The 26,376-nt window shown below is 37.2% G+C and carries 22 protein-coding genes, 8 tRNA genes and 1 riboswitch; of the genes, 28 read left to right on the forward strand and 2 right to left on the reverse strand.

Annotated features, from left to right (window positions below):
- Positions 1-87: 87 nt before the first annotated feature.
- A complete protein-coding gene (locus tag D7I45_RS01860) occupies positions 88-756 on the forward strand; it encodes a phosphatase PAP2 family protein (RefSeq protein WP_120784097.1) in 669 nt (222 codons plus the stop codon).
- Positions 757-805: 49 nt separating this feature from the next.
- On the opposite strand, the gene D7I45_RS01865 is transcribed toward D7I45_RS01860, so the two are convergent.
- Positions 806-1,618: a lp_1002 family arylesterase gene (locus D7I45_RS01865; RefSeq protein WP_120784098.1), complete on the reverse strand. Its 813-nt coding sequence runs from the start codon at positions 1,616-1,618 to the stop codon at positions 806-808.
- Positions 1,619-1,673: 55 nt separating this feature from the next.
- Between D7I45_RS01865 and D7I45_RS01870 the strand changes: the two genes are divergently transcribed.
- The 16 genes from D7I45_RS01870 (at position 1,674) to rpoC (ending at position 17,888) form a co-directional block, all read left to right on the forward strand.
- On the forward strand, positions 1,674-2,165 hold the full coding sequence (locus D7I45_RS01870) for a GNAT family N-acetyltransferase (RefSeq protein ID WP_120784099.1): 492 nt from the start codon (positions 1,674-1,676) through the stop codon (positions 2,163-2,165).
- Between the two features lie 40 nt (positions 2,166-2,205).
- Positions 2,206-2,384: riboswitch (Lysine riboswitch) on the forward strand.
- Between the two features lie 107 nt (positions 2,385-2,491).
- Positions 2,492-3,952 (forward strand): amino acid permease, encoded by a 1,461-nt coding sequence (locus D7I45_RS01875; protein WP_120784100.1) that lies wholly within the window; start codon positions 2,492-2,494, stop codon positions 3,950-3,952.
- A gap of 125 nt (positions 3,953-4,077) precedes the next feature.
- Positions 4,078-4,719, forward strand: coding sequence for a deoxynucleoside kinase (locus D7I45_RS01880; protein WP_120784101.1), 642 nt, complete (start codon positions 4,078-4,080; stop codon positions 4,717-4,719).
- A gap of 277 nt (positions 4,720-4,996) precedes the next feature.
- A complete protein-coding gene (gene serS, locus D7I45_RS01885) occupies positions 4,997-6,277 on the forward strand; it encodes a serine--tRNA ligase (protein WP_120784102.1) in 1,281 nt (426 codons plus the stop codon).
- Positions 6,278-6,518: 241 nt separating this feature from the next.
- Positions 6,519-6,591 (forward strand) — tRNA-Val (locus tag D7I45_RS01890).
- A gap of 2 nt (positions 6,592-6,593) precedes the next feature.
- A tRNA-Lys gene (locus tag D7I45_RS01895) sits at positions 6,594-6,666 on the forward strand.
- Between the two features lie 18 nt (positions 6,667-6,684).
- Positions 6,685-6,768 (forward strand) — tRNA-Leu (locus D7I45_RS01900).
- Between the two features lie 21 nt (positions 6,769-6,789).
- Positions 6,790-6,863, forward strand: a tRNA-Thr gene (locus D7I45_RS01905).
- A 6-nt stretch (positions 6,864-6,869) separates the two neighbouring features.
- Positions 6,870-6,941 (forward strand) — tRNA-Gly (locus D7I45_RS01910).
- 13 nt (positions 6,942-6,954) lie between these two features.
- A tRNA-Leu gene (locus D7I45_RS01915) sits at positions 6,955-7,040 on the forward strand.
- 22 nt (positions 7,041-7,062) lie between these two features.
- Positions 7,063-7,136 (forward strand) — tRNA-Arg (locus D7I45_RS01920).
- 11 nt (positions 7,137-7,147) lie between these two features.
- Positions 7,148-7,221: transfer RNA gene (locus D7I45_RS01925), tRNA-Pro, on the forward strand.
- A 127-nt stretch (positions 7,222-7,348) separates the two neighbouring features.
- The gene (locus tag D7I45_RS01930) at positions 7,349-7,816 is read left to right on the forward strand and encodes a CtsR family transcriptional regulator (RefSeq protein WP_120784103.1); all 468 of its coding nucleotides are present in this window, start codon (positions 7,349-7,351) and stop codon (positions 7,814-7,816) included.
- Positions 7,817-7,831: 15 nt separating this feature from the next.
- Entirely contained in the window at positions 7,832-10,339 is a 2,508-nt protein-coding gene (locus tag D7I45_RS01935) for an ATP-dependent Clp protease ATP-binding subunit (protein WP_120784104.1), read from the forward strand.
- A gap of 263 nt (positions 10,340-10,602) precedes the next feature.
- A complete protein-coding gene (gene rpoB / locus D7I45_RS01940; protein WP_162924066.1) occupies positions 10,603-14,208 on the forward strand; it encodes a DNA-directed RNA polymerase subunit beta in 3,606 nt (1,201 codons plus the stop codon).
- Positions 14,209-14,225: 17 nt separating this feature from the next.
- The gene (rpoC, locus tag D7I45_RS01945) at positions 14,226-17,888 is read left to right on the forward strand and encodes a DNA-directed RNA polymerase subunit beta' (RefSeq protein WP_120784106.1); all 3,663 of its coding nucleotides are present in this window, start codon (positions 14,226-14,228) and stop codon (positions 17,886-17,888) included.
- 40 nt (positions 17,889-17,928) lie between these two features.
- Here the strand turns inward: rpoC and D7I45_RS06290 are convergent, their stop codons facing one another.
- Complete coding sequence (locus D7I45_RS06290) at positions 17,929-18,684, reverse strand: prepilin peptidase (protein WP_120784107.1); 756 nt, start codon at positions 18,682-18,684, stop codon at positions 17,929-17,931.
- An 83-nt stretch (positions 18,685-18,767) separates the two neighbouring features.
- Here D7I45_RS06290 and rpsL point away from each other — a divergent pair, with 83 nt between their 5' ends.
- The 11 genes from rpsL (at position 18,768) to rpsC (ending at position 26,375) form a co-directional block, all read left to right on the forward strand.
- Positions 18,768-19,181: a 30S ribosomal protein S12 gene (rpsL, locus tag D7I45_RS01955; protein ID WP_120784108.1), complete on the forward strand. Its 414-nt coding sequence runs from the start codon at positions 18,768-18,770 to the stop codon at positions 19,179-19,181.
- A 39-nt stretch (positions 19,182-19,220) separates the two neighbouring features.
- Positions 19,221-19,691 carry a 30S ribosomal protein S7 gene (gene rpsG, locus D7I45_RS01960; RefSeq protein ID WP_120784109.1) on the forward strand — a complete coding sequence of 157 codons (471 nt, stop codon included), beginning with the start codon at positions 19,221-19,223 and terminating at the stop codon, positions 19,689-19,691.
- Between the two features lie 99 nt (positions 19,692-19,790).
- Positions 19,791-21,881 (forward strand): elongation factor G, encoded by a 2,091-nt coding sequence (fusA, locus tag D7I45_RS01965; protein WP_120784110.1) that lies wholly within the window; start codon positions 19,791-19,793, stop codon positions 21,879-21,881.
- Between the two features lie 334 nt (positions 21,882-22,215).
- Positions 22,216-22,524: a 30S ribosomal protein S10 gene (gene rpsJ / locus D7I45_RS01970; protein WP_105956381.1), complete on the forward strand. Its 309-nt coding sequence runs from the start codon at positions 22,216-22,218 to the stop codon at positions 22,522-22,524.
- Positions 22,525-22,558: 34 nt separating this feature from the next.
- Positions 22,559-23,194 (forward strand): 50S ribosomal protein L3, encoded by a 636-nt coding sequence (gene rplC, locus D7I45_RS01975; protein ID WP_120784111.1) that lies wholly within the window; start codon positions 22,559-22,561, stop codon positions 23,192-23,194.
- 17 nt (positions 23,195-23,211) lie between these two features.
- Positions 23,212-23,835, forward strand: coding sequence for a 50S ribosomal protein L4 (gene rplD / locus D7I45_RS01980; RefSeq protein ID WP_120784112.1), 624 nt, complete (start codon positions 23,212-23,214; stop codon positions 23,833-23,835).
- Entirely contained in the window at positions 23,835-24,122 is a 288-nt protein-coding gene (rplW, locus tag D7I45_RS01985; RefSeq protein ID WP_120784113.1) for a 50S ribosomal protein L23, read from the forward strand. The genes rplD and rplW overlap by 1 nt, the downstream gene beginning before the upstream one ends.
- A 25-nt stretch (positions 24,123-24,147) precedes the next feature.
- Positions 24,148-24,987 carry a 50S ribosomal protein L2 gene (gene rplB / locus D7I45_RS01990; protein ID WP_120784114.1) on the forward strand — a complete coding sequence of 280 codons (840 nt, stop codon included), beginning with the start codon at positions 24,148-24,150 and terminating at the stop codon, positions 24,985-24,987.
- 63 nt (positions 24,988-25,050) lie between these two features.
- Entirely contained in the window at positions 25,051-25,326 is a 276-nt protein-coding gene (gene rpsS / locus D7I45_RS01995) for a 30S ribosomal protein S19 (RefSeq protein WP_120784115.1), read from the forward strand.
- 16 nt (positions 25,327-25,342) lie between these two features.
- Positions 25,343-25,690: a 50S ribosomal protein L22 gene (gene rplV, locus D7I45_RS02000; protein WP_120784116.1), complete on the forward strand. Its 348-nt coding sequence runs from the start codon at positions 25,343-25,345 to the stop codon at positions 25,688-25,690.
- A 13-nt stretch (positions 25,691-25,703) separates the two neighbouring features.
- Positions 25,704-26,375 (forward strand): 30S ribosomal protein S3, encoded by a 672-nt coding sequence (rpsC, locus tag D7I45_RS02005; protein WP_120784117.1) that lies wholly within the window; start codon positions 25,704-25,706, stop codon positions 26,373-26,375.
- Position 26,376 lies beyond the last annotated feature (1 nt).

Genomic DNA, 26,376 nt, shown 5'->3' on the forward strand with positions numbered 1-26,376 from the left:
ATTCCTAAGATAAGACTAAAAAGTGTCCAGCTTTAATAGTTTAGCTATGTTATAATAAAATAAAAAATATAGGGGGATTATTGCGTTATGATAATCGACAAAGATCATGCCCGCGGATTTAGAATATTGGGTGGAGCTATTCTATCCTTATTCGTTACTATATCTGTAATGGCAGATTCTGGATATTTGAAATTTTTAGATTCCATTATTATCGGAGAAGTACAAAAATCACAAGGTGGTTTTAAAGAAGGCCTAATGCATTTATGCACTACTTTAGCTAGTCCTAAAATGGATATCTTTTGGATTTTACTAATGGCTTTCTTCCTATGGGGATTTAAACATAAGTTAGCTGCTTTATGGGCTATTTTCACTATCGTAGGTGGAGATGTAGTTGCGTTTATTATAAAGAACGTAGTTAGAAGAGATCGTCCATTCTTACATAGTGCTTCCGACACTGGTTTCAGTTTTCCAAGTGGACACGTATTCGGAATTTTCATTGTAATCTGTGTTATTTGGATTATTGTGGTTCCATTGATTAAGAGCAATAAGAGAAGATTAACCGTACAAATCTTAACTGTTATTTTCTTATTACTAGTTATGATTTCACGTGTATTCTTAAATGCTCACTACCCAACTGATACTATTGGTGCTGTATTAATCGCATACACTTGGGTACAAGTATCCGAAATCTTCTACGTTAAATACGCTAAAAGATTAAAAGCAAACTGGCGTCCGGTACGTCATTCATATCTATAAAAGAAAAACACTTTGTACAACATGTTAATGTTATGCAAAGTGTTTTTTATTATTTATTATTTAAAATTTCATCTAGCCAAGAGATGGCTAATGGGAACCATTCGGCAACACGAGCGTTATCGGAATCATCATTCCAAGCCGTGATGTGGTTAGCTAATGCCATGCCATGAGGTCCGTGATGGAAAATGTGTAATTCATTATCAATATGGTGTTTATTTAAACTGATAGAATAACGAAGTGCATTTTCCACAGGGACAAATGGATCATCTGCAGTATGCCAGATGAAGGTAGGAGCATTAGTTTCGTTAACGTGTTCATCTGCAGCGATTTGTTCAGAACGATTAATCCAATTTTGAATCTTTTCTGGTTCTTTAGGAAAACCACAATTTAAGTTAATCACAGGGTAGCTGAGGATAACTGCGTTGGGTTTTAAAATTTCTGAGTTATCCACCTGTGCATAACTCATTAACCAATCACTATCATAAAAGTCATTATATAAACTACAGATATGACCACCAATGGAAAAACCAGCAATAATAATTCGGTTAGGGTCAATATTTAGACGACTAGCATTTTTTCTAATATACTTAATACTATTAGCTAGTTCCACTAGTGGATGGGGTAGTAAAGGTAATGCTTCTTGTTCAAATGTGTATCGTAGATAAAAGCTTTGATAGCCTTGTGCAGAAAAATTAAGTGCAATACTTTCGGCTTGTACCATAGGGATGTGAGTATATGATCCACCAGGTACTACGATGACGGCTGGATATTTAAAGTTACCTGTTTGCGCGTCACCTGGTTTAAGGTATCCTTGTAAGAATGCGCTTGAATTTTCTCGAATGTTTTCGCGAATTATTTTCATATGAACACCTCAAATTTTAATTTAACTATATTTTAACGCAGGGAGAACTATAATTGTGGATAAAATAACATGTGATAACCAAGAAATTGAAGTTACAGATTTAGTAGATAGTGATTTTGCCGACTATTATGAAATGCTAAGTGATCCAGTAATGGCTAAAAAGACGGGCTTTGAACCTGTTGAAGATGAAAAAAAGGCTAAAATGTTATTTGCTTCAGAAAATGATACTAATAAAACTTTTGGGATTCGGTTAATAACTAGTGGAAAACTCATTGGTATTATTAACGTTTTTCCGGAAATTGGGGATAACTTCGAACCTGATTTTAAAAATGTGGAATTAGGTTACTTTATGCACAGTAGTTATCAACAACGTGGATATATGACTGCTGCATTAAAAGCAGTTATTCACCAATTAACTGTGCCTGAAATCATTGAAGCTACAGTAGATAGTAGTAATTATCCTTCACAAAAGGTATTACATAAGCTAGGTTTTAAACAGGTGGATAAGTATGATAATGATTTAGTTTTTGAATTATCCACCAAATGATGTTGTCTTTAATATACAATTGTTATATAATTACTGAGTAAATCTAAGAAGAGGCGCAACTGACAAGAGTAGCCATTCGGAATCGATAAAGCGGTAACGATGGATGGTAAAAGGGGATGTTGCCGAAACTAACGGTTACTTTATTAACTGAAGTGTTGGGGTCCAATTTAATAGATTGGAAACTGTCGTAGTTTTTAACTACGGAGTGCTTTTATGATCAATAATTAAAGCAATTAATTAAGGTCTCTTCTTTTTGTTAAGAAGAGATTTTTTAGTTATTTTTCTGATGGCACCTCTTAGAAATTTTTGAAGAGGGTGACATATACATGAGTGAGAACTCAAATAACAAGGTAAAGAGAGGCTTAAAGACTAGACATGTCTCCATGATTGCCTTAGGGGGATCAATTGGAACGGGTCTATTCGTTGCATCCGGTTCAGTTATTAGTCAGGCTGGACCTGGTGGTGCCTTAGTTGCTTACCTATTAATGGGCCTTATGGTCTACTTTTTAATGACTAGTTTAGGAGAAATGGCAACCAACACACCAGTTTCTGGTTCATTTGCTGTTTATTCTTCTAAGTACGTAGATCCAGCATTAGGATTTGCGATGGGTTGGAACTATTGGTTTAACTGGGCAATTACCGTGGCTGTGGATATTAGTACTGCAGCGCTAGTTATGAAGTTCTGGCTACCGAATATGCCTAGCTGGATATTTAGTGCGATTACTTTAGCGCTAATCTTATTAATCAATGCATTGTCTGTAAAGGCATTTGGTGAAACTGAATTTTGGATGTCATTGATTAAAGTTATTACTATTTTCGTTTTCTTAGCTGTAGGTGTTTTAACTATTTTTGGAATTATGGGTGGCCATTTTATTGGTTTAAGTAATTTCACTTATCATAAGGCACCTTTCGTAGGTGGTATTCCTATGATTCTATCAGTATTCGTGGTTGCTGGATTCTCATTCCAAGGAACTGAACTGGTAGGAATTACAGCTGGTGAATCCGATGATCCTAGTGAAGCCGTTCCAAAGGCTATCAAGGATGTATTTTGGAGAATCATTTTATTCTATATTTTAGCTATTATTATTATTGGAGCTATTATTCCATATACTAGTTCTGATCTATTAGGTTCTAGTGCTACTGATGTAGCTATTAGTCCATTTACAATTGTATTTAAGCGTGCTGGATTAGCTGCTGCAGCTTCAGTAATGAATGCTGTTATCTTAACTTCAGTTATTTCTTCAGCTAACTCCGGAATGTACGCATCTACTAGAATGTTATATTCTATGGCACATCAAGGTTACGCACCTAAGATTATGGGTACCACCAACCGTCGTGGTATTCCGGTAGCTGCATTAGTTGCTACTACGGTAGTTTCATTAATTACCTTTATTACTAGTGTGGAAGGACCACAAATTTATCTATGGTTAGTGGCCGCTTCTGGTTTAACTGGATTTATTGCTTGGGTAGGAATTGCTCTATCTCACTTCCGTTTCAGAAGAGCGTTCATCAAGCAAGGACATAGTTTGGATGAATTGAAGTATCATGCTACTTGGTTCCCAACTGGTCCGGTAATTACTTTGATTCTATGTATTTTAGTTATTTGTGGACAAAACATTTCTGCATTTGCTAACTTCGATTGGAAGCAAATTGGAATTACCTATATTTCAGTGCCACTAGTATTGATCTTATACATTGCTTATAAGATTAAGAAGAAGACTCATTTAGTTCCATTAGATAAGATGGATGTTTCACCAAGTAACGTAAATGTGGAAGATAAAAAATAAATAGAGAAGGGATGCTGATTTATCAGCATCTTTTTTCATAAAGAAAAATTTGTTAATGTAAGAATAGCTAGGCTGTATTAAAATAGTTATTACAAACGAACATGAAGGAGAAATAATAATAAATTATGATAGTACTTGCAGGAACAATTGGAGCAGGAAAGACTTCACTAACTAAGCTTTTATCTAAGCACCTACATTCTAAGGGATATTATGAATCAGTAGATGATAACGAAATTCTACCTTTGTTTTATAAAGACCCTAAGAAGTATGCATTTTTATTACAAATCTATTTTTTAAATACTCGTTTGAATAATATAGAAAAAGCTCATAACGAAAAATTAAGTGTTATGGACCGTTCTATATATGAAGATTCTTTATTATTTAGATTAAATGCAGATATGAAACGTGCTACTTCAACTGAAGCAGATATTTATGATTCATTACTTCAAAACATGATGGAAGAAATTCCTGGTTCCACTGATCAAAAGAACCCCGATTTATTAATTCACATTAATATCTCTTTTGATACTATGTTAAAACGTATTAAGAAACGTGGTAGAAGCTTTGAACAAGTGGATACTGATCCAGAATTATATAATTACTATCGTGATTTAAACCAACGCTATAAAGATTGGTATGACAAATATGATTACTCTCCTAAGATGCAAATTGATGGAGATAAGTATGATTTCATCGAAAATGAAGACGACTTACAAAAAGTTTTAGAATTAATTGATAAAAAAATTGCAGAATTACACTTAAAATAGTTGCCTAACGTAATTTTTTGTAATACTATTGAGTCAATAAATAAACGCAATGTGTGTTTTAAGTAGACTATGTAGAGATGCGATGGTTGGTGAAAATCGCTGGTCGAAATTCCGGCACGCGAAAAAGCGGGTAGGTAATGCTACACGGTAACAAGTGACCGTTATCACTTAACGAGTGTTTAGCTTTTGCTAAGAACTTGGGTGGTACCGCGAAAAGAAGACCTTCGTCCCAATGGATGAGGTCTTCTTTTATTTTATTTAAGTGGAGGTTATTGCAATGTTAGATATGAAAATGATTCGCCAAAATCCCGACTGGATTAAAGAAAAGCTAGCAACTAGAAATATTAAACCAGAAACTATCGATGAATTAATTGGTTATGACCAAGATCGTCGTGATTTAATTGTAAAAAGTGAAAGCTTAAAAGCTAAGAAAAATGATGTTTCAAAGAAAATTGCTGAAGCAAAGCGTAACAAAGAAGACGCTAGCGAAGCTATTGAAGAAATGAAACAAGTAGGTAAAGAAGTTAAAGACTTAGATGCTAAGTTAGAAGTAGTAGAAAACAAACAACATGACTTAGCTGCTCATTTACCAAATATTCCTGCTGATGGTGTTCCAGTTAGTTTAACTGAAGAAGGTGCCGTAGAACTAAGAAAAGTAGGTAAACCTCGTGAATTTAGTTTTGCACCAAAACATCACTGGGACTTAGGTGAAAACCTAGGTATTCTAGACTTTGAAGCTAGTGCTAAAGTTTCAGGTAGTCGTTTTGTATACTATTTAGGTGCTGGTGCACAACTAGAACGTGCCGTATACAACTTCTATCTAGATCAAAACACTAAAGCTGGATACAAAGAAGTATTACCTCCATACATGGTTAACGATGCTTCAATGTATGGAACTGGTCAATTCCCTAAGTTTAAGGAAAACAAAGCTGGTTTCGAAATTGCTGACAGTGATTTAACTATGATTCCAACTGCCGAAGTTCCATTGGTTAACTATTACCGTGATGAAGTTATGGATGCTGACAAGTTACCAGTTAAGTTTACTGCTTTAACTCCTGCATTCAGATCAGAAGCTGGTAGTGCCGGAAGAGATACTCGTGGTTTAATTCGTTTACACCAATTCAATAAGGTAGAAATGGTTCAATTTACTAAACCAGATGAATCATGGGATGCACTAGAAGAAATTACTAGCCATGCTGAAAAATTACTACAAATGCTAGAAATTCCTTACCACGTAATTACATTAACTACTAGTGACATGAGTTTCACTGCTGCAATGACTCATGACCTTGAAGTATGGATGCCAGCACAAGGTTGTTACCGTGAAATTTCAAGTTGCTCAAACACAACTGATTTCCAAGCAAGACGTGCACACATTCAATACCGTGACGAAAATGGTAAGTTGCAATACGTTCACACTCTAAACGGTTCAGGTTTAGCTGTAGGTAGAACAGTTGCTGCTATCTTAGAAAACTATCAAAACGAAGATGGATCAATTGATATTCCTAAGGTATTACAACCATACATGCATGGTATGACTAAGATTACTAAAGAATAATCAAGTTAATAATTAATAGAAGAAAAAGTGATGATTGAAAAAATCATCACTTTTTTTATTTTTTTTAAAAAGGGGGTAGACAATATATTATATTTTAGATATAATAATTTTTGTTGAGTTGGTTTACGGCTCATTTAAAAGAGTTAACAATTTAATTAATAAAATTTGTTGTTGACACATTGTTATTTAAATGATATTATTAAGAGGTTGTCTGTTAGAGAGATAACTTTGAAGACCTCATGGAGGATTAGCTCAGTTGGGAGAGCATCTGCCTTACAAGCAGGAGGTCACAGGTTCGAGCCCTGTATCCTCCATTGAGCCGTTAGCTCAGCCGGTAGAGCATCTGACTTTTAATCAGAGGGTCGGCAGTTCGAACCTGCCACGGCTCATTTACATTTTAATATTTTGCGGGCGTGGCGGAACTGGCAGACGCGCTAGATTTAGGTTCTAGTTTCCATTAGGAAGTGGGGGTTCGAATCCCTTCGCCCGCATTGCATTGCATTTAATGCTATGCCGACTTAGCTCAGTTGGCTAGAGCGCTTCACTAGTAATGAAGAGGTCGGGTGTTCGAATCATCTAGTCGGCATTATATGCGGAAGTAGTTCAGTGGTAGAACATCACCTTGCCATGGTGGGGGTCGCGGGTTCGAATCCCGTCTTCCGCTTTGTACAATTCCTGCCGGGGTGGCGGAATTGGCAGACGCACAGGACTTAAAATCCTGCGGTTAGTGATAACCGTACCGGTTCGATCCCGGTCCTCGGCATTTAATTGAATATATTTATTTTGCACCCATAGCGCAACTGGATAGAGTGTCTGACTACGAATCAGAAGGTTGTAGGTTCGATCCCTACTGGGTGCATTTTTTTATTTCGGGAAGTAGCTCAGCTTGGTAGAGCACCTGGTTTGGGACCAGGGGGTCGCAGGTTCGAATCCTGTCTTCCCGATTTTTTTAATCCGTAAAGAGAAAATGATATTTTTCATTTTCTCTTTTTTGTTTATATAAAATCTTTGCATTTTCTATATAAGTCCGTATAATAATAGTCAGAATTAGTCAAAGAATGGGATGGTGTTATGCAAGGAAAAAATATTTCTGATATCATTGAGAAATATCTCAAAAAAATGATTGCTGAAGATGAACAAGTTGAAATTAGTCGATCAGATATCGCAAATCATTTTGACGTAGTGCCATCTCAGATCAATTATGTTATTAAGACTCGTTTTACAATTCAAAATGGTTACGTTGTAGAAAGTAAACGTGGCGGTGGCGGATATATTCGTATTGAAAAAGTAAAATTACTGGATAATATTGATATTTTAGATACACTTATTGAAGCCATTGGCAATGAATTGACACAACGAGAGGGAAGAGCAGTAATTAATACTTTAGTAGTTAATGATTTAATTACTGACAATGAAGCCGATTTAGTGTTAGCATCTATTAGCAAACAAACTTTATCGGTTGGAAACAAGTTATTCGAAAATGAGATTAGAGCTAAAATAATGGTCTCGATACTAGATCATTTGAGATATAAAAGCTAGAAAGTGAGGCATTATATGAATAATATTTTTACTCCTAGTGCAAAGAATGTTTTAATGATTGCGCAAGAACAAGCGGTTACTTTTGCTCACCAAGCTGTTGGAACTGAGCATATTTTGATAGCCTTAGCTATGGAACACAATGGAATTGCTCATGCCGCACTATCACATTGCAACATTAATGAATACGACATTAAGGCAGAAATTGAATTACTAGTGGGATATGGTAACCTTTCCCAAACTGATGCGGATACTTACTTACCATATTCACCTAAGACTGAAACATTGCTAGAAGATGCTGCTAATTTAACCAAGAAGTTCGGTTCTGCAAAGATTGGTACTGAACACTTGCTATTAAGCATTCTAGGTAATAAGGATTGTGTTGCTAGCCAAGTATTGAGTTCATTAGGCATTGCAAGCACTGAGAACATTAAAAAAGTATTACTTCGTCAAATGGGCTTTGCAGGTGACCCAAGACGTCAACAAAAAGAAATCCCATTGCCAAACTTAAACGGAAATAGACGTAATAACGGAAGTGCTACTCCTACATTGGATAAATTAGCTACTGATTTAACTAAGTCAGCTAATGATGGACATATTGATCCTACTATTGGTAGAGATGATGTTATCAAGCGTGTAGTTCAAATCCTAAGTCGTCGTACTAAGAATAATCCAGTTTTAATTGGTGAAGCTGGGGTAGGTAAGACTGCCGTAGTAGAAGGATTAGCATTACAAATTGCTAAAAAGAAAGTACCAGAAGATATGCAAAACAAACGTGTCATGATGCTAGAAATGGGTACTTTAGTAGCCGGTACTAAGTATCGTGGTGAATTCGAAAAACGTTTGATGAAAATCATTAGCGAAATTAAGAGTGTCGGTAACGTAATTCTATTTATTGATGAATTACACACTTTAATGGGCGCTGGTGGTGCTGAAGGTGCTATTGATGCATCTAACATCTTAAAGCCTGCTTTAGCTCGTGGTGATTTACAAACTATTGGTGCTACTACTTTAGATGAATACCAAAAATACATTGAAAAAGATGGTGCACTAGCTAGAAGATTCGCTACTGTTTCAGTAGAAGAACCTAGTCGTGATGAAACTGTTGAAATTCTAAAAGGTATTCGTTCTAAGTATGAAGACCATCATCAAGTAAAAATTACTGATGAAGCTATTAACCAAGCTGTAGATTTGTCTACTAGATATATCAGCAACCGTTTCTTACCAGATAAGGCTATTGACCTAATGGATGAAGCTGCTGCCATGGTAAGAATCAATCATGTAGATAAAGATACTTCTATGGATAAACTAGAAGATGAATTAAAAGAATACAGTTCTAAGATGGAAGCTGCTATTGAAGATCAACGCTTTGAAGATGCGGTAGCTTTACGTGAAAAAGAACAAGCACTACAAGCTAAGATTGATAAGCGGCGTGAATCCATGCGTGCTAAACGCGATAAACAAAAAGAAGAACGTGACTTCGACATTAAAGAAACTGGTGAAGATATTGCTAAGGTAGTTTCTGAATGGACTGGAGTTCCTGTAACTAAGATGACTAAAGCTGACAGTAAGCGTTTAGTTAACTTAGAATCCATTCTTCACAAGAAGATTATTGGACAAGATGAAGCAGTTTCTGCTGTATCTCGTGCTATCAGACGTGCAAGAAGTGGAATTAAGGATCCTAACCGTCCAATCGGTTCATTTATCTTCTTGGGTCCTACCGGGGTAGGTAAGACTGAATTAGCCAAAGACCTAGCTGAAGAAATGTTTGGTTCTAAAGATGACATTATCAGAATTGATATGTCTGAATACATGCAAAAAGAATCAGCATCTCGTATGGTAGGTTCTGCACCTGGTTATGTTGGATATGATGAAGGTGGACAATTAACTGAAAAGGTTAGACAACATCCATATTCAGTAGTTCTATTTGATGAAGTAGAAAAAGCCCATCCAGATGTATTTAACTTATTACTACAAGTGTTAGATGATGGTTACCTAACTGATTCTAAGGGACGTCATGTGGACTTTAGAAACACAGTATTAATCATGACTTCTAACTTAGGTGCTACTGCACTACGTGATAAGAAGACAGTTGGTTTTGGTGCTGAAGCTGATCAAGAAGAAGACCAAAGCTACAAGTTAATGAAGAAGACGGTAGAAGCACAAATGAAACAATTCTTTAGACCAGAATTCCTAAACAGAATTGATGAAACTATCATCTTCCATGAATTAACTCAAAAACAAGTACAAAAGATTGTTAAGCTAATGGCTAACGAACTATTGGAACGTGTTAACAAACAAGGTATTAATGTAAAGATGACACCAGCTGCAGTTGAAACTATCGCTAAAGATGGTTACAATCCAGAATTTGGTGCAAGACCAATTAGAAGAGCTCTACAAAATGATGTGGAAGATAAACTTTCTGAAGCAATTCTTTCCGGTGAAGTAAAGCCGGGGGATGATGTTTCAATCGGAGCTTCTAAAGGTAAAATTACTATTAATAAAAAAGACACTGTAAAATCATAAAAAAAGGGGATTTTTTAATCCTCTTTTTTGTGTGAAATCCTTGATTTTATATAGTGGTAAGAGTATTATACTAAGTATGTAACTACGAAGTGAAATGTGTGCTGGCGATCTATTGTCCGTCTAGTACGCCTATATTAACCAAAAATAAGCTTTTTTGATATTGCTTGTTTTGGTTTTTTTTTGCCTTTTTTTCCTAAAAATTGGCAAAAAAATGCAATTGTAATCAAATTGTAATATTTCACTGAGTAGAATTTTTTAGAGGGGTGAAGAACTTGGCAGGACATTTAGTTAAATATGGTAAACACCGTATTCGTAGAAGTTACTCTCAAATCAAGGAAGTTCTTGATTTACCTAATTTAATTGAAATTCAAACCGATTCATATAAGTGGTTCTTAGATGAAGGTTTGCGCGAAATGTTCAATAGCATTATGCCAATTGATGATTTCCAAGGAAAACTATCCTTAGAATTCGTTGATTATCAACTATTAGAACCTAAATACACTGTTAGTGAAGCAAGAGATCATGAGGCAAACTACTCAGCTCCACTTCACATCACATTAAAATTGACCAATCATGAAACTGGTGAAATTAAGACCCAAGATGTATTCTTTGGTGATTTCCCATTAATGACTGATCAAGGTACATTCATTATTAACGGGGCAGAACGTGTAATTGTTTCACAATTAGTACGTTCTCCTGGTGTTTTCTTCCACAAGGATGAAGACAAGAACGGTCGTATCAGCTATGGTACTACTGTAATTCCCAACCGTGGTGCATGGATGGAATTTGAAACTGATGCAAAGAACTTATCATATGTACGTATTGATAGAACTAGAAAGCTACCAATTACTGAATTAGTTCGTGCATTAGGTTTTGGTTCTGATGACGAAATTACACAAATATTAGGTAGTAATGATAGTCTTTCATTAACACTTGAAAAGGATGTTCATAAAGATACTGAAGATTCACGTGTTGAAGAATCATTGAAAGACATTTACGAACGTCTACGTCCAGGTGAACCTAAGACTGCTGATTCAGCTCGTAATTTATTAACTACTCGTTTCTTCGATCACAAACGTTATGACATGGCTCCTGTTGGTAGATACAAGACTAACAACAAGTTGAGCTTAAAGACTCGTTTATTAGGTTTAACTCTTGCTGAAACATTAGCTGATCCTGATACCGGAGAAATTATTGCTAAGAAAGATACTGTTGTTGATAAAAATGTTATGAAGAAGTTAGCACCTTACTTAGATCGTGATGACTTCAAAGCATACACCTTCAACCCTTCAGAACAATCTGTTGTTCCTGAACCTATGACAGTACAAATTATTAAAGTATATTCTGAAAAAGATCCAGATCATGTAGTTAACATGATTGGTAACGATAATATTCCTTTGGATTACCATCACATTACTCCAGCGGATATTATTTCTTCCATTAACTACTTCTTTAACCTACAAGAAGGAATCGGAGAACCTGATGACATTGACCATTTAGGTAACCGTCGTATTCGTTCTGTTGGTGAATTACTACAAAACCAATTCAGAATTGGTTTAGCAAGAATGGAACGTGTTGTTAGAGAACGTATGTCAATTCAAGACACTTCAACTGTTACTCCACAACAACTAATTAACATTCGTCCTGTAGTAGCATCTGTTAAAGAATTCTTTGGTTCATCACAATTGTCACAATTCATGGACCAAACTAACCCATTGGGTGAATTAACTCACAAACGTCGTCTATCTGCTTTAGGACCTGGTGGTTTAACTAGAGACCGTGCCGGTTACGAAGTTCGTGACGTTCACTACACTCACTATGGTCGTATTTGTCCTATTGAAACACCTGAAGGTCCTAACATTGGTTTGATTAACTCACTATCAAGTTATGCTAAGATCAACAAGTATGGTTTCGTTGAAACTCCATACCGTCGTGTATCATGGGATACTCATAAAGTTACTGATAAGATTGATTACTTATCAGCTGACGAAGAAGATAACTATGTTGTTGCCCAAGCCAACTCACCATTAAATGATGATGGTTCATTTACTAACGACGTAGTTATGGCTAGATACAAGTCAAAGAATATTGAAACTAAGATTGAAAACGTTGACTACATGGACGTTTCACCTAAACAAGTAGTTTCTGTCGCAACTGCATGTATTCCATTCTTGGAAAACGATGACTCCAACCGTGCCTTGATGGGTGCTAACATGCAACGTCAAGCGGTTCCTTTGGTTAACCCACATGCACCACTAGTTGGTACTGGTATTGAATACAAGGCCGCTCATGACTCTGGTGTTGCTCTAATCTGTAAACACCCAGGAACTGTTGAATATGTAGATGCTACCGAAGTTCGTGTTCGTAGAGACGATGGTTCATTAGATACTTACAAGCTAATGAAGTTCCAACGTTCAAACGGTGGTAAGAACTACAACCAACGTCCTATCGTAAGAGTTAACGATCACGTTGACGCTGACGAAATCTTAGCTGATGGTCCTTCAATGGAAAACGGAGAACTTGCTTTAGGTCAAAACCCAGTGGTTGCCTTCATGACTTGGCAAGGTTACAACTTCGAAGATGCCATTGGTATTTCAGAAAGATTAGTTAGAGACGATGTATACACTTCAATTCATATTGAAGAATACGAATCAGAAACTAGAGATACCAAACTTGGACCTGAAGAAATGACAAGAGAAATTCCTAACGTTGGGGAAGACGCATTGAAGAACCTTGACGAAGAAGGAATTATTAGAATTGGTGCTGAAGTTCATGATGGTGACATCTTAGTTGGTAAGGTAACTCCTAAGGGTGTTACAGAATTATCAGCTGAAGAACGTTTACTACATGCTATCTTCGGTGAAAAATCACGTGAAGTTCGTGATACATCACTACGTGTACCACACGGTGGTGGCGGTATCGTCCAAGATGTTAAGATCTTCACTCGTGAAAATGGTGATGAATTATCACCAGGTGTAAACAAGATGGCTCGTGTTTACATTGCTCAAAAACGTAAGATTCAAGTTGGAGATAAGATGTCTGGTCGTCACGGTAACAAAGGTACTGTTTCCATTGTTATCCCTGAAGAAGACATGCCATACTTACCAGATGGTACTCCAATCGATATCCTATTGAGTCCTATGGGTGTGCCTTCTCGTATGAACATTGGACAAGTTCTTGAATTACACTTAGGTATGGCTGCTAGAAAACTTGGCATCCATGTAACTACACCGGTATTCGACGGTGCTCGTGATTCAGATATTTGGGACGCTGTTAAAGAAGCTGGTATGGCTTCAGACGGTAAGTCAATTGTTTATGATGGTAGAACTGGTGAACCATTCGACAAACGTATTGCCGTTGGTGTTATGCACTACTTGAAACTTGCTCACATGGTTGATGATAAGATTCATGCTCGTGCTATCGGACCTTACTCATTAGTTACTCAACAACCACTTGGTGGTAAAGCACAATTTGGTGGACAACGTTTTGGTGAAATGGAAGTTTGGGCCCTAGAAGCTTACGGTGCTGCTTACACACTACAAGAAATCTTGACTTACAAGTCAGATGATGTTGTTGGTCGTGTTAAGACTTACGAAGCTATCGTTAAGGGTGAACCAATTCCTCAACCAGGTGTTCCTGAATCATTCCGTGTTCTTGTTAAGGAACTACAAGCTCTAGGATTAGACATGAAGGTTCTTAACGATGATAACCAAGAAATTGAACTTCGTGACTTAGATGACGAAGAAGAAGACGGAGTTGTAAATGTTGATGCTCTAAGTAAACTAGCTGAAAAGCAAAAACAAGAAAAGGCTGAAAAAGCTGCTGAATCCGAAAAGGATGACAAAGCAAACACCAACTCTAAGGAATAAAGAAAGGGGACTATCCATTGGTCGATGTAAATAAATTTTCAAGCATGCAAATTGGATTAGCATCTTCTGATAAGATTCGTAGTTGGTCATATGGTGAAGTTAAAAAGCCAGAAACTATTAACTACAGAACCTTAAAACCAGAAAAAGATGGTTTATTCGACGAAAGAATTTTTGGTCCAACTAAGGACTGGGAATGTGCTTGTGGTAAATATAAACGTATTAGATACAAGGGTATCGTCTGTGATCGTTGTGGGGTTGAAGTTACTCGTTCAAAAGTACGTCGTGAACGTATGGGACACATTGAACTAGCTGCTCCTGTAACACACATTTGGTACTTCAAAGGAATTCCAAGTCGTATGGGACTTGTATTGGACATGAGTCCACGTGCATTGGAAGAAATTATTTACTTTGCATCTTATGTTGTTACTGATCCTGGTGATACTCCACTAGAATACAAACAATTAGTTTCAGAACAAGACTACCGTGACAAGAAGCTTGAATACGGTAATCGTTTCCATGCCGAAATCGGTGCGGAAGCTATTAAGACTTTATTAAATCAAGTTGATATTAATAAAGAAGTTGCTGAACTAAAAGATGAATTAAAGAAAGCTACTGGTCAAAAACGTGTTAGAGCGGTAAGACGTCTAGACATCTTGGAAGCCTTCCTAAAATCCGGAAATGAATTATCATGGATGGTAATGGAAGCTATTCCAGTTGTTCCACCTGACTTAAGACCAATGGTTCAACTAGAAGGTGGCCGTTTTGCCACATCTGACTTAAACGACTTATACCGTCGTGTTATTAACAGAAATAACCGTCTAAAGAGATTACTTGCATTACATGCTCCTGGTATCATCGTTCAAAACGAAAAACGTATGTTACAAGAAGCTGTGGATGCTTTAGTAGATAATGGTCGTCGTGGTCGTCCTGTTACCGGTCCTGGTAACCGTCCACTTAAGTCACTATCTCACATGCTAAAAGGTAAGCAAGGTCGTTTCAGACAAAACTTACTTGGTAAGCGTGTTGACTACTCTGGTCGTTCTGTTATTGATGTTGGTCCATCATTGAAATTCAACCAAATGGGACTTCCTGTTCCAATGGCTCTAGAACTATTCAAACCATTTATTATGAAAGAATTAGTTCAACGTGGTGATGCTTCTAACATTAAGTCAGCAAAACGTAAGATTGAACGTAAGGATGAAGAAGTATTTGATGTATTGGATGACGTTATTAAAGAACATCCAGTATTACTTAACCGTGCACCTACCTTGCATAGATTAGGTATTCAAGCTTTCGAACCAGTATTAGTTTCTGGTAAATCCATGCGTTTGCATCCTCTAGCTTGTGAAGCTTACAACGCCGATTTTGATGGGGACCAAATGGCTATCCACGTTCCTCTATCAGACGAAGCTCAAGCTGAATCAAGACTATTGATGCTTGCTGCTACTCATATCCTTGCTCCTCGTGATGGTAATCCTATCGTTGCACCTTCACAAGATATGGTTATTGGTAACTACTACCTAACCATGGAAGAAGTAGGACGTGAAGGAGAAGGTATGATCTTTAACAGCCCACAAGAAGCTGTATTATCATACCAAAATGGTTTAACTCACTGGCACACTCGTGTAGGTATTGCTGCATCATCAATGCCAGAAAAGCCATTTACTGATGAACAAAAAGATAAAATCTTGGTAACTACTATTGGTAAGATTATCTTCAATAGTATTCTTCCAAAGACTTTCCAATACTTGAATGAACCAACTGAAACTAACCTACATGGTCATCTATCAGACAGTTTCTTCCTAGAACCTGGTGAAGATATCCATGAACACTTGAAGAATGCACCATTAAATGCATCATTCAAGAAAGGTTTCTTATCAGATATCATTGCTGAAGTATACAAGAACTACAAAGTTACTGTAACTTCTCATTTACTAGATGCTATGAAGGACCTAGGTTATGATGAATCAACTAAGTCTGGTTTAACTGTTGGTATCACTGATGTTACTAACTTGAAGTCCAAGCCAAGAATTATTGAAGATTCACATAAGAAAGTTGAAAACGTTACTAAACAATTCCGTCGTGGTTTGATTACTGACCAAGAACGTTACGAAAGAGTTATTGGTATCTGGAGTGACGCTAAGGATGAAATCCAAAACGACCTATTGAAGAGTTTCGATCCTCAAAACCCTATCTTTATGATGAGTGATTCTGGTGCTCGTGGTAACATTTCAAACTTTACTCAATTAGCTGGTATGCGTGGTTTGATGGCTGCTCCTAATGGTGAAATCATGGAACTACCTATCACTGCTAACTTCCGTGAAGGTCTATCTGTCTTGGAAATGTTCATTTCTACCCACGGTGCTCGTAAAGGTATGACTGATACTGCCTTGAAGACTGCCAACTCAGGTTACTTAACACGTCGTCTTGTTGATGTTGCCCAAGATGTAATTATCAGAGAAGAAGACTGTGGTACTGATCGTGGTGTTGTTGTTACTGCCTTGAAACAAGGTAATGAAATGATTGAACCACTATACGACAGAATCCTTGGTAGATATGCAATGAAGACAGTTAAAGATCCTAAGACTGGCGAAGTAATTGTAAAACGTAATCAAATGATTAATGAACCAGAAGCTGAAGCAATTGAAAACGCTGGAATTAAAGAAGTAGAAATTCGTTCAGCATTTACTTGCAACACTGTACATGGTGTTTGTGAAAAATGTTATGGACGTAACTTAGCAACTGGTTCTCCTGTAGAAGTAGGGGAAGCTGTTGGTACAGTTGCCGCTCAATCAATTGGTGAACCTGGTACTCAATTAACTATGAGAAACTTCCATACCGGTGGTGTTGCTGGTAACAACGATATCACCCAAGGTCTTCCTCGTGTTCAAGAAATTTTCGAAGCTAGAAACCCTAAAGGTAAAGCTGAAATTTCTGAAGTTACTGGTACAGTAACATTAATCGAAGAAAACCCTGCTGAAAGAATTAAGGAAGTTACTGTTAAAGGTGACGCGGACACAAGAACTTACAAAGTTCCAATTAATGCCCGTATGAAGGTTGCTGAAGGCGACTTTATTCACAGAGGTCAAGCTATCAACGAAGGTTCAATTGATCCTAAGGAATTAATCAAAGTTAGAGATTCACTATCAACTGAAGTTTACTTGCTAAGTGAAGTTCAAAAGACTTACCGTATGCAAGGGGTAGAAGTTAGTGATAAGCACGCCGAAATCATGGTTCGTCAAATGCTACGTAAGGTAAGAATCATGGATGCTGGTGACACTGATGTATTACCTGGTACTCTAATGGACATTAATGACTTCAAGAAAGCCAATGCTGATGCCGTTATTTCTGGTAAGATTCCAGCAACTGCACGTCCAGTTATCTTAGGAATTACTAAGGCTGCCCTAGAAACTAACAGTTTCTTATCAGCTGCATCATTCCAAGAAACTACTCGTGTTCTAACAGATGCTGCTATCCGTGGAAAGAACGATCCATTAGTTGGTCTTAAGGAAAATGTTATCATTGGTAAGTTAATTCCTGCCGGTACTGGTATGAAGACTTACGGTGACATTAAACCTAAAGTTGAAGGACAAAGTTCTGAAAAATCTGATTCCAACGAAGTTTATTCAATTAGCCAATTGGAAAAACGTATGAAGGAAGAAGACGTAAATAACAAATAGTCTGAATGCAGACTAAAAATAGCAACCACATTTGTGGTTGCTATTTTTTTATACATATAATGATTAAGTATCCTAACAGTAGAAAGGGAATAAAGGGGACTCGTGCCCGTAATTTATTAGTTAAAACTAAACATATTAAACAAACACAAGAGCCTATTAGTACTATTTTTAGTGTATCTATAACGTTATTAATAATCATTAGTATCAGAATGAAATCTATATCACCTGATCCAAGCATTTCTTTATGGTGATTTATAAGAGATATTAAAAGATAAAATAGAATATAAATGAAATCCATTAAAGGATTGAAATTATAAATTAGAGAGAATATGAATAAGCATAAGATATAGGGAAAATGAACAGATTTATTGCTGATATCCTCAATGGATAGGTAAATCATAATAGATAGAATTATATTTAAAATAACGGAATGAAATAGACTATATGAAGTTAACCAAATTAATGCAAAACCAAGCTCACATATAAAAGTAAACGGACCAATATTTCTCTTACAATATCTACATTTACCAGTTAAAAATAAATAACTAAAAATAGGAATTAAATCTCTAAAAAGAATTATTTTTTTACAATAATCACAGTGAGAGCGAGCAGATAAAATTGATTCGCCGTTGCTATTACGCGAAAATAGGGCAGCGGCAAAGGATCCAAGAATTGAACCAATGATAAAAAAGTATACTAACATAAAAAACCTCCTACTAATAAATACGAAAAAATCACTAGAAAATACATTGACACGTAAAAATTGTCGTGATACTATTATTAAGTGCTTATTCATCCGGTATGGTTTTTACCTAAAAAAAGAACCACCTGGATGTGTGGACTTATAAAATAAAATTTTTCGGAAGGAGGAATTTTTAGATGCCTACTATTAACCAATTAGTACGTAAAGGTCGTCATTCTAGAAGTTCTAAATCAAAAGCCCCAGCTTTAAACCATGGGTACAACAGTTACAAGAAGAAGCAAACTAACAACCCTGCTCCTCAAAAACGTGGGGTAGCTACCCGTGTTGGTACTATGACTCCAAAGAAGCCTAACTCAGCATTACGTAAGTACGCTCGTGTTAGACTTTCAAACTTGATCGAAGTTACTGCATACATTCCTGGTATTGGTCACAACCTTCAAGAACATAGTGTTGTTTTAATTCGTGGTGGTCGTGTAAAGGACTTGCCTGGTGTTCGTTACCACATCGTTCGTGGTGCCTTAGATACTGCCGGTGTTACTGACCGTCGTCAAGGTCGTTCTAAATACGGTACTAAGAAACCTAAGAAGTAAAACATTAATTCCGCTATAAATAACAAGGAGGATTTTTAAATGCCAAGAAAAGGAAACATTCAAAAACGTGAAGTTCTTCCTGATCCAATCTACAACTCAAAGTTAGTTACAAGCTTAATTAACCGTTTGATGTTAGATGGTAAGAGAGGAACAGCATCAGAAATTTTATATGGTGCATTTGATCTTATTAAGAAAGAAACTGGAAACGAACCAGTTGACGTATTCGAAGAAGCAATGAAGAACGTTATGCCTGTACTTGAAGTTAAGGCTCGTCGTGTTGGTGGATCAAACTACCAAGTTCCTATCGAAGTACGTCCTGACCGTCGTGTCACTTTAGGTTTACGTTGGATCGTAAACTACGCACGTCTACGTGGTGAACACACAATGGTTGAACGCCTAGGTCGTGAAATCATGGATGCTGCTAACAACACAGGTGCTTCAGTTAAGAAACGTGAAGACACTCATAGAATGGCAGAAGCTAACCGTGCATTTGCTCACTACCGTTGGTAATATAACCTGTACGTTAACGTACATTTGATTAGTGGCTAATGAATGGTATTAGCCACTTTTTTATAAAAGTGAATTATTTGAGAGGAGAAACTTTTTATAATGGCTAATAAACGTGAATTCCCATTAGAAAAAACACGTAATATCGGTATCACTGCCCACATTGATGCTGGTAAGACAACTGCTACCGAACGTATTTTGTACTATACTGGTAGAATCCACAAAATTGGTGAAACTCATGATGGTGCTTCACAAATGGACTGGATGGTACAAGAACAAGAACGTGGTATTACTATTACTTCCGCTGCTACTACAGCTCAATGGAAAGACTACCGTATCAACATTATTGATACCCCAGGACACGTTGACTTCACTGCCGAAGTTGAACGTTCACTACGTGTTCTAGATGGTTCTATTACTATCCTAGATGCTGCTGCAGGGGTTGAACCTCAAACTGAAACAGTTTGGCGTCAAGCTTCTGAATACAACGTTCCTCGTATTGTATTTGCTAACAAGATGGATAAATTAGGTGCTGACTTTGATGCATCTGTTAAATCATTACATGAACGTCTAGATGCTAATGCTCATGCTATCCAAATTCCTATTGGTAAAGAAGATAGCTTCGAAGGTATCATTGACTTAATCGAAATGAAAGCCGACATCTACGACGAAGATGAATTAGGTTCAAAATGGGATACTGTTGATGTTCCTGAAGAATACAAGGCTGAAGCTGAAAAACGTCGTTCTGAATTAATTGAAGCTGTTGCTGATGTTGATGACGACATTATGGAAAAGTACCTTGAAGGTGAAGAAATTACTGTTCCTGAACTAAAGGCTGCTATCCGTAAAGCTACTCTAAACCTTGAATTCTACCCAGTTCTAGCTGGTTCAGCATTCAAGAACAAAGGTATTCAAATGTTAATGGATGCCGTTCTAGATTACTTACCATCACCTCTAGATGTTCGTCCTTACAAGGCAACTGATCCAGAAAGTGGTGAAGATGTTGAATTAAAGGCTGACGATAACAAGCCATTTGCTGCCTTAGCATTTAAGGTTGCTACTGACCCATACGTTGGTCGTTTAACTTACATCCGTGTATACCAAGGTACTCTAGAATCAGGTTCATATGTTCTTAACGCAACTAAGGACAAACGTGAACGTGTTGGTCGTTTGCTACAAATGCACTCAAACCACAGAAAAGAAATTCCAGAAGTATTCTCAGGTGATATCGCTGCCGCTATCGGTTTGAAGAACACTACTACTGGTGATTCTCTAACTGATCAAAAGCACCCACTACACTTGGAATCAATGGTCTTCCCAGACCCAGTTATTAGTGTTTCTGTTGAACCTAAGACTAAGGCTGACCAAGACAAGATGAACATTGCCTTACAAAAACTATCTGAAGAAGATCCTACATTTAAGGCTGAAACTAACAATGAAACTGGTGAAACTATTATCGCCGGAATGGGTGAACTTCACTTGAACATCATTGTTGACCGTATGAAACGTGAATTTAAGGTTGAAGCCAAAATTGGTGAACCTCAAGTTGCCTACAGAGAAGCATTTACTAAGCCAACTAAGGCTCAAGGTAAATTCATTCGTCAATCTGGTGGTAAAGGTCAATATGGTGATGTTTGGATTGAATTTACTCCAAACGAAACTGGTAAAGGTTTCGAATTCGAAAATGCTATCGTTGGTGGTGTTGTTCCTCGTGAATACATTCCATCAGTTGAACAAGGTCTAAAGGAATCAATGGCTAACGGTGTTCTAGCTGGTTACCCATTAATTGACGTTAAGGCTAAGTTATACGATGGTAGTTACCATGATGTTGACTCTTCTGAAGCCGCATTTAAGGTTGCTGCATCAATCGCATTGAAGAATGCTGCTAAGACAGCCGGCCCAGTTATTCTAGAACCAATCATGAAAGTTGATATCGTTGTTCCAGAAGAATACATGGGTGATGTTATGGGACAAGTTACTGCTCGTCGTGGTAGCGTTGAAGGTATGGAAGTTAGAAACAAAGCTCAACTAATCCATGCTATGGTTCCACTATCAGAAATGTTTGGTTACGCAACTACATTGCGTTCAGCATCTCAAGGTAGAGGTACCTTCACTATGACATTTGATCACTACTCAGCTGTTCCTAAGAATGTTCAAGAAGACATTATTGAAAAGAACGGTGGAAACAACTAATATAATTAGTTACGAAAAAGCGCTGATTTTAAATCAACGCTTTTTTTGTTTGAAAAATAAATAAAAAAATTTTAAAATTTTTTTAGTACTATTTATATAGGAAAAAAATAGAAAAAAGTTTAAAAAAAGTAGGCTAAACCCTTGAAACACTAAGGAAAATCTAGTACTATATAGAAGTACCTGTTCGAGGGGTTACTATGCTCTCGAGCATGATATGATGATGAGCGTTGATGTGGGAGGTTGCGACACACCCGGCCGCTTTGCCATGATGCGGGCGTGCCGGTAATTTCCACGGAGTTAGTCTTATTTTAAATATAGACGAGGAGGGAAAATAATGGCAAAACAAAAGATTCGTATCCGTTTAAAGGCATATGAACACCGTACTTTAGATCAATCAGCTGAAAAGATTGTGGCTACTGCGCAAAGAACTGGTGCCAACATTTCTGGTCCAATTCCATTGCCAACAGATAGAACTGTTTACACTGTTCTAGCTTCACCACATAAGTTCAAAAAGTCACGTGAACAATTTGAAATGTTAACTCACAAACGTTTGATTGACATTTTAAACCCAACACCAAAGACTGTTGATTCACTTATGAAGCTTGATTTACCAAGTGGTGTTGATATCGAAATTAAACTATAATCATTAAATATTACAATATATCGGAGGTGTACTCATGACCAGAAAAGGAATCTTAGGTAAAAAAGTTGGAATGACTCAAGTATTCACTGAAAACGGTGAATTAGTTCCAGTTACTGTAGTTGACGTAACTCCTAACGTTGTGTTACAAACTAAGTCTGCTGAAACTGATGGCTACAATGCTATTCAATTGGGTTACGAAGACAAACGTGATGTTTTAAGTAACAAATCAGAAAAAGGTCATGTAGCAAAAGCAAATACAAATCCTAAGCGCTTCATTAAAGAAATCAGAGATGTTGAGCTTAGCGATTACAACGTAGCAGACGAAGTAAAGGCTGACATTTTTGAAGCCGGTGACATCGTTGATGTAACAGGAATTACAAAGGGTCATGGTTACCAAGGTAACATCCATAAGGATGGACAAGGTAGAGGACCTGAAACCCACGGTTCAAGATACCACCGTCGTCCAGGTTCACTTGGTGTTATTATTAACCGTGTTACTAAGGGTATGAAATTACCTGGTAGAATGGGTAACAAACAAGTTACTATTCAAAATCTAGAAATTGTTAAGGCTGATACTGACAACAACGTTCTTTTAATTAAAGGTAACGTTCCTGGTGCCAACAAGTCATTCTTAACAGTTAAATCTGCAGCTCGCGGATCACAAAAATAAGAAAGGAGGAACCATAAATGACAAGCGTAGCATTATACAAACAAGATGGTAGCAAAAATGGTAACGTTGAATTAAACGATGACATTTTCGCTATTGAACAAAACGACAATGCTGTATTTGACGTTGTTTTGATGCAAAGAGCATCAATGCGTCAAGGTACACATGCTGTAAAGAACAGAAGCGCTGTTAGTGGTGGTGGTAAGAAGCCATGGCGTCAAAAGGGTACTGGTCGTGCTCGTCAAGGATCAATCCGTGCACCACAATGGCGTGGAGGTGGAACTGTATTTGGACCAGCTCCTCGTTCATACGGCTACCACTTACCAAAGAAAGTTAGTCGCTTAGCAATCAAATCTGTTCTATCAGAAAAAGTTGCTGATGATAACTTCGTAGTAGTTGATTCATTAAACTTTGATGCTCCTAAGACAAAAGATTTCTCAGAAGCACTAAACAAATTAAATGCTTCAGCTAAGACATTAGTAGTCTTGGAAGAAGACAACAAGAATGCTGCTTTATCAGCTCGTAACCTTGAAAATGTTGAAATTGTTTCAGCAAAAGGTTTAAACACTTTGAGCGTTGTAAACAGTGACAAGATTGTCATCACAAAGGCTGCTCTTTCTCAAGTAGAGGAGGTGCTCGCATAATGGAATCACGTGATATTATTCTACGTCCAGTAATTACAGAACAATCAACTGCAATGATGGATGAAAAGAAATACACTTTTGATGTTGACTTACGAGCAACTAAAACACAAGTGAAAAATGCAATTGAAGATATCTTTGATGTTACAGTTGCTAATGTAAATATTATGAATCTTAAAGGTAAGCTAAAGCGCCAAGGTCGTTTCTCAGGTTACACTAAGAAGCGTCGTAAGGCTATCGTTACCTTAACTGATGATTCAAAAGAAATTAACTTATTTAGTAATAAATAAAATATCTATTTAGGAGGAAAACACCGTGGCTATCAAAAATTACAAGGCAACCACTAATGGTCGTCGTAACATGACTAGCATTGACTACAGTGTTTTGACTACTTCAAAACCTGAAAAGTCATTATTGGCTCCTAAGTCACACACTGCTGGTCGTAACAACTATGGTCATATGACTGTTCGTCACCGTGGTGGTGGTAACAAGAACCAATACCGTTTAATTGATTTTAAGCGTAACCATGATGATGTTGATGGTATCGTTAAGACCATTGAATATGATCCAAACCGTACTGCTAACATTGCGTTAGTTGTATACACTGACGGTATTAAGTCATACATTTTAGCACCTAAGGGTCTAAAAGTTGGTGACAAGGTACAATCAGGTGTAAATGCTGATATCAAGACTGGTAATGCTCTTCCATTAAAGAACATTCCTGTTGGTACTATCATTCACAACATTGAATTAAAACCAGGTAAGGGTGGACAATTAGTTCGTTCTGCTGGTACTTCTGCTCAATTATTGGGTAAGGAAGGAAAATATGCACTAGTTAAACTAGCTTCTGGTGAAGTTCGTATGATTCTATCTGTTAACCGTGCTACTGTTGGTAGTTTAGGTAACGAAGAACATTCACTAGTTAACATTGGTAAAGCTGGTCGTAACCGTTACAAGGGTCAACGTCCTCATGTACGTGGTTCTGTAATGAACCCTAACGATCACCCTCATGGTGGTGGTGAAGGTAGAGCCCCAGTTGGTTACCCATCACCATTATCACCATGGCACAAGAAGACTGTTGGTAAGAAGACTCGTAAGAGAAAAGCTCGTTCCAACAAGTTCATTGTTCGTCGTCGTAAGGGATCAAAGATGTAATAAATTAAGTTATACCTTTTGGTATATACTTCCCGATAATGATTTTGAAGAGGAGGTTTCATAATGGGTCGTAGTTTAAAAAAGGGACCTTTTGCCGATAAGCATCTTTTAAAGAAGATTGATGCTCAAAAAGATCAAGACAAAAAAGACGTAATCAAAACATGGTCACGTCGTTCAACAATCTTCCCTAGTTTTATTGGCTACACTATCGCTGTTTATGATGGAAGAAAGAACGTTCCAGTTTATATTCAAGAAGATATGGTAGGTCACAAACTAGGTGAATTCGTACCAACACGTACATTCCATGGACATGGAAATGACGATAAGAAAACTGTTTAAGCAAGGAGGATAACAAATGGCTGAACAAGTTACATCAGCAAAAGCTACTGCTAGAACTGTTCGTATTGCCGCTCGTAAGGTTCGCCTTGTAGTTGATCTTATTAGAGGTAAAAGCGTATCAGAAGCTGCTGCGATTTTGAAGTTCACTCCAAGAAGTGCTTCACCAGTTGTTTCTAAAGTTTTAATGTCAGCTGTAGCAAATGCAGAAAATAATTTTGATTTAGATCGTGAAGACTTGGTAGTAAGCGAAGTTTTTGTTAATGAAGGACCAACTTTAAAACGTTTCCGTCCAAGAGCAAAAGGTTCCGCTTCACCAATCAACAAGCGTACTAGTCATATCACAGTTGTAGTTTCAGAAAAATAGGAGGGATTAAACCGTGGGTCAAAAGATAAATCCTACCGGATTACGTGTCGGAGTTATTCGTGATTGGGACGCTAAATGGTATGCTGATAAGGCAGACTTTGCTAACAATCTAAACGAAGACCTAAAAATCCGTGAATATATTAGTAAAAGACTCGCTGACGCTTCCGTATCAAGAGTTGTAATTGAACGTGCTGCAAAGCGCATCAACATTTCAATTCATACTGCTAAACCAGGTATGGTTATCGGAAAAGGCGGTTCAGAAGTCGAAAATCTTCGTAAAGAATTAAATAATTTAACAGGTAAGAGAGTGCACATCAACATCATCGAAATCAAGAAACCTGATTTAGATGCTAAATTAGTTGGTGAAAATGTTGCTCGTCAACTTGAAGGACGTGTAGCTTTCCGTCGTGCAATGCGTCAAGGAATGCAACGTTCAAGTCGTTCCGGTGCTAAGGGTGTTAAAGTCCAAGTTTCTGGTCGTCTAAATGGTGCAGATATGTCACGTGTGGAATCATACGCTGAAGGAACTGTTCCATTGCATACTCTAAGAGCTGATATTGATTACGCATGGGAAGAAGCTCACACTACTTATGGTTCAATCGGTGTTAAGACTTGGATCTACCGTGGTGAAGTTTTACCAGAAATCAATAATGATGCTCAAAAAACTAACAAAGGAGGGAAATAAA

Source organism: Apilactobacillus bombintestini, from assembly GCF_003627035.1.
GTDB classification, from domain to species: Bacteria; Bacillota; Bacilli; order Lactobacillales; family Lactobacillaceae; genus Apilactobacillus; species Apilactobacillus bombintestini.

Excerpts from the sequence above, each read along its gene's own strand:
- rpsG (WP_120784109.1), top strand. The coding sequence starts at position 19,221 with ATGCCAAGAAAAGGAAACATTCAAAAACGTGAAGTTCTTCCTGATCCA.
- D7I45_RS01860 (WP_120784097.1), top strand. The coding sequence starts at position 88 with ATGATAATCGACAAAGATCATGCCCGCGGATTTAGAATATTGGGTGGA.
- rplD (WP_120784112.1), top strand. The coding sequence starts at position 23,212 with ATGACAAGCGTAGCATTATACAAACAAGATGGTAGCAAAAATGGTAAC.
- rpsL (WP_120784108.1), top strand. The coding sequence starts at position 18,768 with ATGCCTACTATTAACCAATTAGTACGTAAAGGTCGTCATTCTAGAAGT.
- D7I45_RS01865 (WP_120784098.1), bottom strand. The coding sequence starts at position 1,618 with ATGAAAATAATTCGCGAAAACATTCGAGAAAATTCAAGCGCATTCTTA.
- rplC (WP_120784111.1), top strand. The coding sequence starts at position 22,559 with ATGACCAGAAAAGGAATCTTAGGTAAAAAAGTTGGAATGACTCAAGTA.
- D7I45_RS06290 (WP_120784107.1), bottom strand. The coding sequence starts at position 18,684 with ATGAATAAGCACTTAATAATAGTATCACGACAATTTTTACGTGTCAAT.
- rpsS (WP_120784115.1), top strand. The coding sequence starts at position 25,051 with ATGGGTCGTAGTTTAAAAAAGGGACCTTTTGCCGATAAGCATCTTTTA.
- D7I45_RS01930 (WP_120784103.1), top strand. The coding sequence starts at position 7,349 with ATGCAAGGAAAAAATATTTCTGATATCATTGAGAAATATCTCAAAAAA.
- serS (WP_120784102.1), top strand. The coding sequence starts at position 4,997 with ATGTTAGATATGAAAATGATTCGCCAAAATCCCGACTGGATTAAAGAA.
- D7I45_RS01935 (WP_120784104.1), top strand. The coding sequence starts at position 7,832 with ATGAATAATATTTTTACTCCTAGTGCAAAGAATGTTTTAATGATTGCG.
- D7I45_RS01880 (WP_120784101.1), top strand. The coding sequence starts at position 4,078 with ATGATAGTACTTGCAGGAACAATTGGAGCAGGAAAGACTTCACTAACT.
- rpsJ (WP_105956381.1), top strand. The coding sequence starts at position 22,216 with ATGGCAAAACAAAAGATTCGTATCCGTTTAAAGGCATATGAACACCGT.
- D7I45_RS01875 (WP_120784100.1), top strand. The coding sequence starts at position 2,492 with ATGAGTGAGAACTCAAATAACAAGGTAAAGAGAGGCTTAAAGACTAGA.
- rplV (WP_120784116.1), top strand. The coding sequence starts at position 25,343 with ATGGCTGAACAAGTTACATCAGCAAAAGCTACTGCTAGAACTGTTCGT.
- fusA (WP_120784110.1), top strand. The coding sequence starts at position 19,791 with ATGGCTAATAAACGTGAATTCCCATTAGAAAAAACACGTAATATCGGT.
- rplW (WP_120784113.1), top strand. The coding sequence starts at position 23,835 with ATGGAATCACGTGATATTATTCTACGTCCAGTAATTACAGAACAATCA.